The 12,118-nt window shown below is 60.1% G+C and carries 15 protein-coding genes; 10 read left to right on the plus strand and 5 right to left on the minus strand.

Translation table 11 applies throughout. From position 1 onward, the window contains the following. The first annotated feature begins 225 nt into the window (after positions 1 to 225). Positions 226 to 1,659: a PTS glucose transporter subunit IIBC gene (ptsG, locus tag SERRSCBI_RS09100; protein WP_019455831.1), complete on the plus strand. Its 1,434-nt coding sequence runs from the start codon at positions 226 to 228 to the stop codon at positions 1,657 to 1,659. A gap of 55 nt (positions 1,660 to 1,714) precedes the next feature. Here ptsG and SERRSCBI_RS09105 read toward each other — a convergent pair whose 3' ends face one another. Together SERRSCBI_RS09105 and mntR are read right to left on the minus strand one after the other, a co-directional pair. Then, a complete protein-coding gene (locus tag SERRSCBI_RS09105) occupies positions 1,715 to 2,080 on the minus strand; it encodes a DUF4180 domain-containing protein (RefSeq protein WP_042784209.1) in 366 nt (121 codons plus the stop codon). 14 nt (positions 2,081 to 2,094) lie between these two features. Then, positions 2,095 to 2,565, minus strand: coding sequence for a manganese-binding transcriptional regulator MntR (gene mntR / locus SERRSCBI_RS09110; protein WP_038875534.1), 471 nt, complete (start codon positions 2,563 to 2,565; stop codon positions 2,095 to 2,097). A 230-nt stretch (positions 2,566 to 2,795) separates the two neighbouring features. Here mntR and SERRSCBI_RS09115 point away from each other — a divergent pair, with 230 nt between their 5' ends. Next, entirely contained in the window at positions 2,796 to 4,100 is a 1,305-nt protein-coding gene (locus tag SERRSCBI_RS09115) for an Nramp family divalent metal transporter (protein WP_033642695.1), read from the plus strand. A gap of 9 nt (positions 4,101 to 4,109) precedes the next feature. On the opposite strand, the gene SERRSCBI_RS09120 is transcribed toward SERRSCBI_RS09115, so the two are convergent. Further along, positions 4,110 to 4,940 carry a LysR family transcriptional regulator gene (locus SERRSCBI_RS09120; RefSeq protein ID WP_232230757.1) on the minus strand — a complete coding sequence of 277 codons (831 nt, stop codon included), beginning with the start codon at positions 4,938 to 4,940 and terminating at the stop codon, positions 4,110 to 4,112. Positions 4,941 to 5,174: 234 nt separating this feature from the next. Between SERRSCBI_RS09120 and SERRSCBI_RS09125 the strand changes: the two genes are divergently transcribed. Continuing rightward, complete coding sequence (locus tag SERRSCBI_RS09125; RefSeq protein WP_042784212.1) at positions 5,175 to 5,693, plus strand: DUF4440 domain-containing protein; 519 nt, start codon at positions 5,175 to 5,177, stop codon at positions 5,691 to 5,693. A 49-nt stretch (positions 5,694 to 5,742) separates the two neighbouring features. On the opposite strand, the gene SERRSCBI_RS09130 is transcribed toward SERRSCBI_RS09125, so the two are convergent. Beyond that, positions 5,743 to 6,492 carry an SDR family oxidoreductase gene (locus tag SERRSCBI_RS09130; RefSeq protein WP_042784213.1) on the minus strand — a complete coding sequence of 250 codons (750 nt, stop codon included), beginning with the start codon at positions 6,490 to 6,492 and terminating at the stop codon, positions 5,743 to 5,745. 99 nt (positions 6,493 to 6,591) lie between these two features. On the opposite strand from SERRSCBI_RS09130, the gene SERRSCBI_RS09135 reads away from it, so the two are divergent. Beyond that, positions 6,592 to 6,969, plus strand: coding sequence for a helix-turn-helix domain-containing protein (locus SERRSCBI_RS09135; RefSeq protein WP_080376433.1), 378 nt, complete (start codon positions 6,592 to 6,594; stop codon positions 6,967 to 6,969). On the opposite strand, the gene SERRSCBI_RS09140 is transcribed toward SERRSCBI_RS09135, so the two are convergent. After that, positions 6,966 to 7,871 carry an ABC transporter substrate-binding protein gene (locus tag SERRSCBI_RS09140; protein ID WP_042784214.1) on the minus strand — a complete coding sequence of 302 codons (906 nt, stop codon included), beginning with the start codon at positions 7,869 to 7,871 and terminating at the stop codon, positions 6,966 to 6,968. The two genes, SERRSCBI_RS09135 and SERRSCBI_RS09140, sit on opposite strands and share 4 nt — an antisense overlap. Before the next feature lie 221 nt (positions 7,872 to 8,092). On the opposite strand from SERRSCBI_RS09140, the gene hinT reads away from it, so the two are divergent. From hinT to ycfP, 6 genes are all read left to right on the plus strand, one after another. Continuing rightward, positions 8,093 to 8,443 (plus strand): purine nucleoside phosphoramidase, encoded by a 351-nt coding sequence (hinT, locus tag SERRSCBI_RS09145; protein ID WP_004928776.1) that lies wholly within the window; start codon positions 8,093 to 8,095, stop codon positions 8,441 to 8,443. A gap of 11 nt (positions 8,444 to 8,454) precedes the next feature. Then, positions 8,455 to 8,844 carry a YcfL family protein gene (locus SERRSCBI_RS09150; RefSeq protein WP_025302428.1) on the plus strand — a complete coding sequence of 130 codons (390 nt, stop codon included), beginning with the start codon at positions 8,455 to 8,457 and terminating at the stop codon, positions 8,842 to 8,844. A 26-nt stretch (positions 8,845 to 8,870) separates the two neighbouring features. Continuing rightward, positions 8,871 to 9,461, plus strand: coding sequence for a penicillin-binding protein activator LpoB (lpoB, locus tag SERRSCBI_RS09155; protein WP_042784215.1), 591 nt, complete (start codon positions 8,871 to 8,873; stop codon positions 9,459 to 9,461). Next, positions 9,442 to 10,308 carry a thiamine kinase gene (thiK, locus tag SERRSCBI_RS09160; RefSeq protein ID WP_042784217.1) on the plus strand — a complete coding sequence of 289 codons (867 nt, stop codon included), beginning with the start codon at positions 9,442 to 9,444 and terminating at the stop codon, positions 10,306 to 10,308. Before lpoB ends, thiK begins: the two co-directional genes overlap by 20 nt. A gap of 37 nt (positions 10,309 to 10,345) precedes the next feature. Next, positions 10,346 to 11,365 (plus strand): beta-N-acetylhexosaminidase, encoded by a 1,020-nt coding sequence (gene nagZ, locus SERRSCBI_RS09165; RefSeq protein ID WP_033650752.1) that lies wholly within the window; start codon positions 10,346 to 10,348, stop codon positions 11,363 to 11,365. A gap of 79 nt (positions 11,366 to 11,444) precedes the next feature. Then, on the plus strand, positions 11,445 to 11,987 hold the full coding sequence (ycfP, locus tag SERRSCBI_RS09170) for an alpha/beta hydrolase YcfP (RefSeq protein ID WP_042784218.1): 543 nt from the start codon (positions 11,445 to 11,447) through the stop codon (positions 11,985 to 11,987). Positions 11,988 to 12,118 lie beyond the last annotated feature (131 nt).

Below are 12,118 nucleotides of genomic sequence, written 5' to 3' on the forward strand. Positions count from 1 at the left end.
GCTCTGTTTTGCCAAAAAAACGCCGGTTTATGCAAAGTTGCCGCGGCTCGATCATCGAAACGTGATTGTCATCAAACATTGCGCAGACTATTTATTTTACTCTGCGTAATAAATTCAAGGGGTGCTCAGACACCCTGAATTGCAGGGGTTTTTCTCCCCCCCTTGCAGCGCGACCAATCGCGACAAGAAGTAGCAAAGCATTATTACTCAGGAGCACACTCAACTATGTTCAAGAACGCATTTGCAAACCTGCAAAAAGTAGGTAAATCGCTAATGCTGCCGGTGTCCGTGTTGCCTATCGCAGGTATCCTGCTGGGCGTCGGTTCCGCCAACTTTAGCTGGCTACCTGCGGTAGTCTCCCACGTGATGGCGGAAGCGGGCGGTTCGGTCTTCGCCAACATGCCGCTGATTTTCGCCATCGGCGTCGCCTTGGGCTTTACTAACAACGACGGCGTTTCCGCGCTGGCGGCGGTGGTGGCTTACGGCATCATGGTGAAAACCATGGCGGTGGTTGCGCCGCTGGTGCTGCACTTGCCGGCTGAAGAAATTGCGGCCAAACACCTGGCGGATACCGGTGTGCTCGGGGGGATTATCTCCGGAGCCATCGCGGCCTATATGTTTAACCGCTTCTTCCGCATTCAACTGCCGGAATACCTGGGCTTCTTTGCCGGTAAGCGTTTCGTGCCGATCATTTCCGGTCTGGCGGCGATCGTTCTGGGCGTAGTGCTGTCCTTCATCTGGCCGCCGATCGGTACGGCTATCCAGACCTTCTCGCAGTGGGCGGCTTATCAGAACCCGGTCGTGGCCTTCGGCATCTACGGCGTGGTTGAGCGTGCACTGGTGCCGTTCGGTCTGCACCACATCTGGAACGTCCCGTTCCAAATGCAAATTGGTGAGTTCACCAACGCGGCGGGCCAGGTATTCCACGGTGATATCCCTCGCTATATGGCGGGCGACCCGACCGCGGGCAAACTGTCCGGCGGCTTCCTGTTCAAAATGTACGGTCTGCCTGCTGCGGCCATCGCCATCTGGCACTCGGCTAAGCCGGAAAACCGCGCGAAAGTCGGCGGCATCATGATCTCCGCCGCGCTGACCTCGTTCCTGACCGGTATCACCGAGCCGATCGAGTTCTCCTTCATGTTCGTTGCGCCGATCCTGTACGTGATCCACGCTATCCTGGCCGGCCTGGCGTTCCCAATCTGCATCCTGTTGGGCATGCGTGACGGCACCAGCTTCTCGCACGGCCTGATCGACTTTATCGTACTGAGCGGCAACAGCAGCAAAATCTGGCTGTTCCCAATCGTCGGCATCATCTACGGTCTGGTGTACTACACCATCTTCCGCGTGCTGATCGCCAAGCTGGATCTGAAAACGCCGGGCCGTGAAGACACCGCTGCCGAGCAGACTGCGCAGGGCGGTTCCGAAATGTCCGCCGCGCTGGTTCAGGCCTTCGGCGGCAAAGAAAACATCACTAACCTGGATGCTTGCATCACCCGTCTGCGCGTCAGCGTGGCCGACGTGTCCAAAGTTGACCAGGCGGGCCTGAAGAAACTGGGCGCAGCCGGCGTAGTCGTCGCTGGCTCCGGCGTGCAGGCCATCTTCGGCACCAAGTCCGACAACCTGAAAACCGATATGGACGAATACATCCGTAATCACTGATTCAGGCAGGGGAGTTATCAAGGGAGGCGAAAGCCTCCCTTTTTATTGCCTGTCGTCAGGCGCTAAGGCGCTGTTCGAGTTCGGCGAGAGAAGGAAGGAACCAGACCTGTTCGCCGCGGTTGGCTTCGCGCACGAAATCTTGCAGCGCGTTGCTTTTCGCCAGCCAGGGGGGGATATCGCCTAGCAGCGCCACGCGCAGGCGGTAGTTGATAAATTTCTGCAATACGGCGCCGGCAATGCCGCTTCTGAGCTGGAAAAAGGTGGCGTCCAGGCGGTTGACGGGGAGGGCAATCATCCCGGCATCGTGTTCAAAGGCGGGCGCGATAAACAGGCTGACGTCGTTTTCGTCTTTCAACATCGGCCCGGCTTCGGCGAAAACCACCAGGCGCAGATCATGGATTTGCTGCACGGCGTAGCTCATCGGTGCTCCGGGAGTCAGGGTTTGGCATGTTTTTGCAGGTAATGCTCGAACACCGCCAGCGTTTCGTCCGAGATATGGTGTTCAATCCCTTCGCTGTCCAGCTCGGCGGTTTCGCTCGGCACCCCGACGCACATCAGCAGATCGACCACGATGCGGTGACGGCGGCGCACCTTCTGCGCCAGCTGCTCGCCTTCTTCCGTTAAAAACACCCCGCGATAAGGGCGCGATTCCACCAGCCCAGCGCTTTTGAGCCGCGCGATATTTTTGATCGCCGTCGGGTGAGACACGCCGAAGCGGCGCGCGATGTCGGTGGTTCTGGCTTCGCGGGTGCTTTGCAGCAAATCGGCGATCAGCTCAACGTAATCTTCGATCAGCGCATTGGACTGCGCTTCGCGGGCGCGGCTAAAACGCAGGGCGTGCTCGGCCTCGTCCGGCATGTCGGTCTGGGCGTGGCGGTCGGCGTTATCTGGCGCGCGGGTAACCATAGCGTGGGGCGTCCTGTAAGCATAAAAATGGCATCTCCCGGCAATACGGGGAGGGTTGCCCTAAGTTAGTCCAAATAGCACACATTATCAATTCGATGCCACGCATTGTGGTAGTTAGAAATATCTCTACACAAAGCCCATTAATTTCGCCTGTTGCATAAAGTGTAGCCGATGCTACATTGTCAGCATGATCGGTGGAAAAATAACCAGCAAAAGATTAAGGGTACTTCATGCGAGACGCGGCAACCCCCTCATCGTTAACCGAACGGACCAACATCGCGATTGGCGCCGCCCTTGCCGGACGCAAGCGCGGCGCCTTTACGCCGTTGCTGTTCGCCGGCCCGGCGGTGATTGCCTCTATTGCCTATATGGACCCCGGTAACTTCGCCACCAACATTCAGGCCGGGGCGAAATACGGCTACAGCCTGCTGTGGGTGGTGGTGATGGCCAACCTGATCGCCATGCTGTTCCAGGCGCTGTCGGCCAAGCTCGGCATCGTCACCAACCGCAATCTGGCGGAGATGTGCCGCGACCAGTTTTCACGGCCGGTGGTGATCGGCATGTGGCTGCTCAGCGAAGTGGCGGCGATGGCCACCGATCTGGCGGAGTTTCTCGGCGGGGCGATCGCGCTGGCGCTGCTGTTCCATATGCCGCTGCTGGCGGGCATGGGGGTGACGGCGGTGATCACCTATGCGCTGCTGATGGTGGAGAAAAAAGGTTTCCGTCCGGTTGAGCTGATGATCGGCGGCCTGGTGGGCATCATCGCGCTGTGCTACCTGGTGGAAATGTTCATCGTGCCGGTGGATTGGCAGGCGGCCGGCATCGGTATGGTGACGCCGCAGTTGCCGGATGCGCAGGCGCTGACCATCGCCGTCGGCATTATCGGCGCCACCGTAATGCCGCACGCCATTTTCCTGCACTCGGGGCTGACCCAGCACCGCAGCCCGGCCAGCGACAACGGCGAGCGGCGCAAGCTGCTGCGCTTTTCCAATATTGAAGTGGTGATCGCGCTGGCCCTTGCCGGGCTGGTGAATATTGCGATGGTGATCATGGCCTCGAGCGCCTTCCACGCTGGTAACAGCGACGTGGCGGAAATCGGCACCGCCTACCATACGCTGACGCCGCTGTTCGGCGCGGCGGCGGCCGGCATCTTCCTGGCTTCGCTGATCGCCTCCGGCATTTCCAGCTCGGTGGTGGGCACCATGGCCGGGCAAATGATCATGCAGGGCTTCGTCGGTTTCCGTATCCCGGTGTGGGTGCGCCGTCTGGTCACCATGGTGCCGGCGTTCATCGTGGTGGCGATGGGCGTCAACGCCACCGACGCGCTGGTCTACAGCCAGGTGGTGCTGAGCCTGGCGCTGCCGGCGCCGATGATTGCGCTGGTAATGTTCACCCGTCGCCGCGACATCATGGGCGAGTTCGCCAACGGTCGCTGGACCAGCCTGGCTGCGGTGGTCGGCACGGTAGTGATTGTGCTGCTCAACGTGGTGTTGCTGCTGCAGACTTTCGGCGTCGATATCCCCGGGTTGGGATGAGCTACGCGATCAGTGCCCGGCGGATTTACCGGCGAACAGTTCGCTGATGAAGTCGACGAAAACCCGAATTTTATGGCTGCGATCCCGCAGGCGCGGATAGAGAATATTGATCGGCGCCCCAGGGGGCGCCCACTCCTGCAGTATCGGTTCCAGTTCGCCCGCCTTCAGATAGTTTTCCAGCGTGCAGTCCAGCAAGTAAACCAGGCCGAGATGGTTCCTGGCCACCTCACACAGCGATTGTGAATGGTTGAAGCTCAACAGCGGGCTGGGCGCCAGACGGTAGCGCTCGTCACCACGAATGAACTGCCAGTCGTCCGCCGCCGCCGCGCCTGAACGGATAAATCCCAGCCGCTGATGGCGTTGCAACTGCTCCGGGTGTTCCGGCCGGCCGTGGCGCGCAAAATAATCGGGAGACGCACAGCACAGATAACGGGGTTGCAGCAATGGGCGGCTGACCATCTCGGGGATGTTGCCGGCGCCGATGCGAATAAACACGTCGGCGCGATCTTCCGCCGGATTGACCAAGCGATCGCTGACCGACACGCTGAGCTGCAACTCTGTGTATTGCGCCAAAAAAGCCGGGAGCACCGGGGCGATATGCATGCTGCTGAGCATCGAGGCTATCTCGACCCGCAGCGGTCCTCGTGGTTGTTCAAAATCGCACGACATGTCGTTTTTCAGCCGGTCAAACTGCTGCAAAATTTCTTGCGCGGTGCGATAGCAACGCTCCCCGGCGCTGGTCAGCGAGAAGCGCCGGGTTGAACGCTTGAACAGGCGTTGCCCGAACTGTTTTTCAAGCTGATTGATGCTGTATGTGACGCTGGCCGGAGAGAGCCCCATTTTTGGTTGCCGCTTGGCTGAACCCCTCCATTTCCACCACCTGGCAGAATACGCGCAGCGCGTGCAGTTCATTCATGTTAACGGCTTCCATTATTTAAATTATTAAAAGAGTATTTTTAAATATGTCGGCTGTCAATTTAACGCGGTATTGGATAATTTATTTCCAGCGTTTTTATTTATCTGAAATCGCATCCTGTATTGCCATTATGAAATAACGCCTGAGAGGATATTTATATGAAAAAATTAACTGCCGTATTGTTATTGGCGGGCGTGGGCTTGTGCGGCCAAAGTTATGCCGCAAGCAGCGAGGCCGCATCGCAAAGTTACAGGGTTTCCGCTGAGGCGGGCGTCGCGGCCGAGCAGAAGGCGGTGTATAACCTGATAAGCCGCTACCAGGCAGCGCTTAACGCCGGCGATACGCAAACAATTTTGTCACTTTTTGCCCCGGAAAGTTACTCGCAATGGAACGAAAAACCGACGGCGGACAGCAATGAAAAACGCCGACAACAGTATGACAATTTATTTAAAAACGAGAAATTTGAAACCGAGTTTGCTTATGACAGCATCAGTGTGAACGGGAATATGGCCTATGTGCGCACGCACCATCATCGCGGCGCGACGGTAACCCGAATAAGCGACGGAGCCACCTTGATCGATTTAAACCGTGAAGTATTTGTATTGGAGAAACAGCAGGGCCAGTGGAAGATCGTGGTCTACACCTTTAATACCAACCCGATTCAAGGGGTGAGTTGAGTGACACTGACAAAGGCCGCGCAAGCGGCCTTAGTGTGTCGCGCGACGGCTAAAGATTCCCCACGCCGCCGTCCATCTGCAGCTCCGCGCCGACCATAAAGGCCGACTCATCCGCCGCCAGAAACACCGCCGCTTTGGCCAGCTCCAACGCGCTGCCCATGCGGCCGATCGGCACCAGCGCGCGGATATCGTCGCGCAAGGCCCGCTCATCCGCTTCCGCCAGCCCCAGTTTTCCCAGCGCCGGGGTTTCGGTCGGGCCGGGGCTGAGGCCGTTGACGCGAATGCCGCGCACGTGCAGCTCGCCGGAGAGCGTTCTGGCCAAAGACAACAAACCGGCTTTGCTGGCGGCGTAGGCGCTGCTCTGCGGCAGGCCGATATGGGCGCTGACCGAACCGCACAGGATCACCGAAGAAGGGTTGGCCAGCAGCGGCAGCAGCGCCTGGATCAGAAAGAACGGCCCCTTCAGGTTGATGTCCATCAGCCGCTGGTAGCTCTGCTCATCCCACTCCTGCAGCGGGCGATGCGTGACGTCGCCGGCGTTAACGTACAGCACGTCCAGCCGCGGCCACCGTTGCTCCAACTGCTGCGCCAGCGCGCGCTGCTGTGGGATGTCGCCGGCGTTGCTCAGCAGCAGCAGCGCGTTGCCCGCCAATGCCTGGCCCGCCGCGTCCAGGGCGCGTTGGCTGCGGCCGGTGATCGCCACCGTTGCGCCCTCGGCGATGAACTGGCGGGCGGTTTCCAGCCCGATGCCGCTGGTGCCGCCGGTAATCAATGCGTATTTGCCTTGCAGTCGTGACATAACCGATTCCTCTTTAGCGTCTGTTGCGGCATTATTTGCGCTATAGTTCCTTTTGCATAGTAGGCACCTTTTGGATACTAAAGGACGAGGAGGGATGAAATGACGACGCAAGCACTGTTAACGGCGGAAAATAATTTGTCGGCACTGCCGACGGCGGGCGAACCCTGCCCGATGGTGGACTTCGTCAATCTGGTGTCGGGCAAATGGGCGATACCCATCCTGTACCGGCTGATCATAATCGATGGCCCGGTGCGATTCAGCGAGCTGCAGCGGGCGGTGGCGCCCATCGCGCAAAAAGAGCTGACGCGCCAGCTGCGGCTGTTCGAACAACGCGGTCTGGTGACGCGGCAGGTGTATCCCGAAGTGCCGCCGCGGGTGGAGTATCAGGTCACCGCGCTGGGCAAATCGCTGCGGCCGACGCTGGACTCGCTGGCCGAGTGGATGCGTCGGCATGCGCCGCAGCTGATCGGCGGCTAGTCGCCGATGCCCGGCGGGTTGATGGTTGAACGCTCGACCTTTTCGTCGCCTTCGCCCCAGCGTTCCAGCACCTGCGCGTATTCGCCGCTGACGATCGCGCCATTGATCGCGGCGTTGACGGCGTTCACCAATCCGTTGCCTTTTTTGGTGGTGACCGCGACGTAGGCCACGCTGGGGCCGATGCCGACCATTTTGGTTTTGCCGGTCAGCGCCGCCTTGTAGGCGCCAGTGGAGTGGGGGCCGAAGAACGCATCGGCGCGCCCGGACTGAATGCTGAGGTTGGTGGCGGCGTCGTCGGTCACGTAGATCGGCTGTACCGGCGGCAGCCCGGCGGCGCGATTCTGCTTATCCCATCCCAGCAGAATGTTTTCCTGATTGGTGCCGGATCCGACGATGATCCGCAGCCCGGCCACGTCCTGCGGGCGGTTGATCGCGGTGATGTGGCTGGTGGATTTGACGTAAAAGCCCAGCGTGTCCACCCGGTAGGTGGCGAAATCGAATTTGGTTTTACGCTGTTTGGTGACGGCGATGTTGAAGATCGCCGCATCGTATTTGCCCGCGCTGATGCCCAGCGGCCAATCTTCCCAAGAGGTGGGCACCAGATTCAGCTCCAGCCCGAGGCTGTCGGCCACCAGGCGGGCGATGTCCGGATCGCTGCCGATCAGCGTTTTATTGTCTTCGGCGAACAGCGCCAGCGGCGGGGAGTTCTCGAATGCTACCGCCACCGTCAGCTTGCCGGGCACCGCGAAGTGAAAGTTCGCCGGGATCAGCGCGATAGCGGCGGGATTTTTCTCTGTGTGTATCGGCTCTCGGTTAGCCTGCAGGTCGATACCGCCCGTCGTGGCCGCCTGCACGGCGGTGCTCAGCAACAGCGCGCACAGCGCCGAAATTCTCGGTAACATAACGCCCTCTATCCTTTGTTAATCATGGGGTTACTATTGGCGGCGGCGTGGGGCAAGTAAAGCAACAATAGTGAATAACCAAAGTGAAAAGATGCACAAGCGGGGCGACGGCCTGCGCGAATCTGCAGCACTCGACGTGGAAAGTGCGCAATCAGGTTGAAAGCAGTAGAATTTGTCACTCATACTGCGTACAGCTAATTGTGTAAAACAAGGAACGCCAGATGGCCGAAGAAACGATTTTCAGTAAAATTATCCGCCGCGAAATCCCTGCTGATGTGGTTTACCAGGATGAACTGGTCACCGCTTTCCGTGACATCTCCCCCCAGGCGCCCACCCATGTGCTGATCGTTCCCAACGTGCTGATCCCAACCGTCAACGACGTGACCGTTGAGCATGAGGCCGCGTTGGGCCGCATGATCACCGCCGCGGCAAAAATCGCCGAACAGGAAGGCATCGCCGAGGACGGCTACCGCCTGATCGTCAACTGCAACCGCCACGCCGGTCAGGAGGTCTATCATATTCATATGCACCTGGTCGGTGGCCGCTCGCTGGGGCCGCTGCTGTCACGTTAAGCGAGGAAATCATGCGCGGTAAAAAAACTCTGCGTTGTCTGATGGCGTTGGCGCTGCCCGCCGCGTTGCTGATGGGGTGCAGTTCGCCATCCGGCATTGCGGTTAACCGGGGGCAAACGGTGGTGATGGATCCTTCGGTGCTGACCGCCGGCATTTTTGCCGATACGCCCTCTGTCTCGAACGCTTCCGGGCGGGTGATGGCGACTTCGGTGCTCAATAACAGCCAACCGACGCCGGTCACCGTGCATTATCGTTTCTATTGGTACGACGCGCAGGGGCTGGATATTCGCCCCTTCGAGAAACCGCGTGAGATCGTCGTGGCGCCTAACTCGGACGCCAAAATCTACTCGATTAACGGTAATCTGGAAGCTAAAAGCGCGCGTCTGTATCTGTACCTGTAAGCGCTTGCCAGGTTTGGAGAAAAAGCATGAAAAAGTACGTCTTAGTGGCGCTGGCCGCATTCACCCTGAGCGGCTGTCTGTCGCGCCCGCCTGAGCCGGATCAGCCGTTGCCGCCGGTCACCGCCGAACCGGAACAGCCAACGTCGCCGGTCGAGCAGCCGCAGCCGCCAACCACCGAGCCGGTGCCGCAGCCGCCGAAAATCCAGCAGCTTGACTGGCTGGGCAGCGTTCAGCCGCTGGTGAATCAGATGCTGAAGGCCGATGGCGTCACGGCCGGCAGCGTGCTGCTGCTGGACAGCGTCAAGAACAACACTAACGGCTCGCTGCAGATGGGCAAAGCCACCGCGGCGCTGTATAAGGCGCTGGCATCGAACTCCACCTTCAGCGTGGTGCCGGAAGCGAAGCTGACGAGCGCCAGACAAACGCTGGGCCTGTCGGCGGATGACAGCTTCGGCTCGCGCAGCAAGGCGATTGGCCTGGCTCGCATCGTCGGCGCGCAGTACGTGTTGTACAGCGACGTCAGCGGAGACGTGAAGTCGCCGGCGTTGGATATGCAGCTGATGCTGGTGCAAACCGGCGAGATCGTCTGGTCGGGCAATGGCGCCGTTAAACGCTGAGGCCGCGCTGCGACAATTGATGGAAACCAGACTGCCGGCGGTGAATACCGCCGGTTGTCATTTCAGCCCGGTGCAGGGGCTGACCGGCGAGAGCTGGCGCATCGATGGATCGGGCATTACGCTGCTGGCGCGGCAAAACAGCGCGGAGAAACGCGCGCTGGGCGTGAGCAGACGGCGGGAAGCGCAGGTCTTGCGTCGCTGCGCGTCGGGGCTGGGGCCACGGGTTTTCGCGCAGAATAATCAGTGGCTTGTCCTCGAATGGCTCGAAGGTGACATCGTCACAGAAGCTGAGTTTGACATGCTGAATCAACGCGGCGAGCTGGCGGCGATGGCGACGACGCTGCATCGGCGGCCGCTCAGCGGTTACCGGCTGGATCTGCGGCGGCAGTTCCTCCGCTACTGGCAGCAGCTGGATACGCGGCGTTTAACCCCCGCCTGGCTGCGTTGGCAGCGTCATTTCTTACGCTGCGCGCCGCCGCGGCCATTACGCCTGGCGCCGCTGCACATGGACATCCACCCGGGCAATTTGCTCGCGACCGGCGAGGGGCTGCGGCTGATCGACTGGGAGTATGCCGCCGACGGCGATGTGGCGTTGGATATCGCCGCGCTGTTTCGCGGCAACGGCTGGACGGCTGAGCCGCAGCAGCGCTTTTTGCAGCACTATGCGCGTCAGGGCTATCACGATGTCGCCCGGCTGCAGGCGCAGGTGCAGCGCTGGCTGCCGTGGGTGGATTATCTGATGCTGCTGTGGTTTGAAGTGCGCTGGCAGCAGAGCGGCGACGTTGAATTTTTGCGCTGGGGCGCGGCGCTGCGCCGGCAATTCTGTTTATCATCATCCGAATTCTGAACGAACAATATGAAGTGAGGTGCCCGTGGGCCCAGTAATGCTAGATGTCGCCGGCTACGAGCTGGATGCAGAAGAACGCGAGATTTTGAAACACCCGCTGGTTGGCGGATTGATCCTGTTTACCCGCAATTTCCACGATGCGGAGCAGCTGCGTGAGCTGGTGCGCCAGATCCGCGCCGCTTCGCACGATCGGCTGGTGGTGGCCGTGGATCAGGAGGGCGGGCGCGTGCAGCGCTTCCGCGAAGGCTTCACCCGCTTGCCGGCGGCGCAATCGTTCGCCGCCTTGAACGATGCGCAAGAAGGTGGCCGCCTGGCGCAGGAGGCCGGCTGGCTGATGGCGGCGGAGATGATCGCGCAGGATATCGACATCAGCTTTGCGCCGGTGCTGGACATCGGCCATGCCAGCGCAGCGATCGGCGAGCGTTCGTTCCACAGCGATCCGCAGCAGGCGTTGGCGATGGCGGAGCGCTTTATCCTCGGCATGCACAGCGCCGGCATGAAAACCACCGGTAAGCACTTCCCGGGGCACGGCGCCGTCAGCGCCGATTCGCACAAGGAAACCCCGCGCGATCCGCGGCCGCTGGCGCAGATCCGCGAGCATGACATGGCGATCTTCCGCGAGCTGATCAATCGTCAGCTGCTGGACGCCGTCATGCCGGCTCACGTCATCTATACTGAAGCGGACCCGCGTCCGGCCAGCGGCTCGCCGTACTGGCTGCAGCAGATCCTGCGTCAGGAGCTGGGCTTCGACGGCGTGATTTTCTCCGACGATCTGTCGATGGAAGGCGCCGCCATCATGGGCAGCTATGCCGAACGCGGCCAGGCGGCGCTGGATGCCGGTTGCGACATGATCCTGGTGTGCAACCACCGCGAAGGCGCGGTCAGCGTGTTGGATAACCTGTCCCCGGTCAAAGCAGAGAAGGTGAAGCGGTTATATCATCGCGGTCAGTTCACCCGTCAGGAACTGCGCGACTCCGAGCGCTGGCAGCAGGCGCACAAGGCGCTCAGCGCGCTGAGCGAACGCTGGGAGGAGCACAAGCAGCGTTCGCAAGGGTGAATCCAGGCGCCGCATCGCGGCGCAGAGCGGAAATGATGAGGGCCGCGCCCGCGGCCCTTGGCTTGTTGCGAGGATCCACATGATTATCTATTTGCACGGCTTCGATTCCACCAGCCCCGGCAATCATGAAAAGGTGTTACAGCTGCAGTTTATCGATCCGGATGTGCGCTTTATCAGCTACAGCACGCTACACCCGCGTCACGACATGCAGCATCTGTTGAAAGAGGTGGACAAGGCGGTGCAGCAGGGCGGCGATGCGCACCCGTTGATCTGCGGGGTCGGCCTCGGCGGCTTCTGGGCGGAGCGCATCGGCTTCCTGTGCGGCATTCGCCAGGCGATGTTCAATCCCAACCTGTACCCGGAAGAGCACATGCACGGCAAGATAGACCGGCCGGAAGAGTATCGCGATATCGCCACCAAGTGCGTGGAGGATTTCCGCGAGAAAAACCGCGATCGCTGTCTGGTGGTGCTGTCGCGCCACGACGAGGTGCTGGATAACCCGCGCAGCGCCGAATTGCTGCATCACTACTACGAGATCGTGTGGGATGAACAGCAGACGCACAAGTTCAAAAACATCTCGCCGCATCTGCAGCGGCTCAAGGCGTTCAAGGCGCTGGGTTAACAGTTTCATAACGCTGCCGCGAGCCGCGCTCCCCGTTTTTCACCGACGGAAAGTGCGGCTTTTTTGTGCGCCAAAGCCAGATTTTGCGTGGCAATCGGCAAAATTTAAAACTGTGACTCAGCGCTAACTAT

The organism is Serratia sp. SCBI (assembly GCF_000747565.1).
Classification (GTDB): Bacteria; Pseudomonadota; Gammaproteobacteria; order Enterobacterales; family Enterobacteriaceae; genus Serratia; species Serratia ureilytica.

What these genes read in the sequence shown, in the direction of transcription:
- ptsG (WP_019455831.1), top strand. Translation starts at nt 226, where the DNA reads ATGTTCAAGAACGCATTTGCAAACCTGCAAAAAGTAGGTAAATCGCTA.
- SERRSCBI_RS09105 (WP_042784209.1), bottom strand. Translation starts at nt 2,080, where the DNA reads ATGAGCTACGCCGTGCAGCAAATCCATGATCTGCGCCTGGTGGTTTTC.
- mntR (WP_038875534.1), bottom strand. Translation starts at nt 2,565, where the DNA reads ATGGTTACCCGCGCGCCAGATAACGCCGACCGCCACGCCCAGACCGAC.
- SERRSCBI_RS09115 (WP_033642695.1), top strand. Translation starts at nt 2,796, where the DNA reads ATGCGAGACGCGGCAACCCCCTCATCGTTAACCGAACGGACCAACATC.
- SERRSCBI_RS09120 (WP_232230757.1), bottom strand. Translation starts at nt 4,940, where the DNA reads ATGGGGCTCTCTCCGGCCAGCGTCACATACAGCATCAATCAGCTTGAA.
- SERRSCBI_RS09125 (WP_042784212.1), top strand. Translation starts at nt 5,175, where the DNA reads ATGAAAAAATTAACTGCCGTATTGTTATTGGCGGGCGTGGGCTTGTGC.
- SERRSCBI_RS09130 (WP_042784213.1), bottom strand. Translation starts at nt 6,492, where the DNA reads ATGTCACGACTGCAAGGCAAATACGCATTGATTACCGGCGGCACCAGC.
- SERRSCBI_RS09135 (WP_080376433.1), top strand. Translation starts at nt 6,592, where the DNA reads ATGACGACGCAAGCACTGTTAACGGCGGAAAATAATTTGTCGGCACTG.
- SERRSCBI_RS09140 (WP_042784214.1), bottom strand. Translation starts at nt 7,871, where the DNA reads ATGTTACCGAGAATTTCGGCGCTGTGCGCGCTGTTGCTGAGCACCGCC.
- hinT (WP_004928776.1), top strand. Translation starts at nt 8,093, where the DNA reads ATGGCCGAAGAAACGATTTTCAGTAAAATTATCCGCCGCGAAATCCCT.
- SERRSCBI_RS09150 (WP_025302428.1), top strand. Translation starts at nt 8,455, where the DNA reads ATGCGCGGTAAAAAAACTCTGCGTTGTCTGATGGCGTTGGCGCTGCCC.
- lpoB (WP_042784215.1), top strand. Translation starts at nt 8,871, where the DNA reads ATGAAAAAGTACGTCTTAGTGGCGCTGGCCGCATTCACCCTGAGCGGC.
- thiK (WP_042784217.1), top strand. Translation starts at nt 9,442, where the DNA reads ATGGCGCCGTTAAACGCTGAGGCCGCGCTGCGACAATTGATGGAAACC.
- nagZ (WP_033650752.1), top strand. Translation starts at nt 10,346, where the DNA reads ATGCTAGATGTCGCCGGCTACGAGCTGGATGCAGAAGAACGCGAGATT.
- ycfP (WP_042784218.1), top strand. Translation starts at nt 11,445, where the DNA reads ATGATTATCTATTTGCACGGCTTCGATTCCACCAGCCCCGGCAATCAT.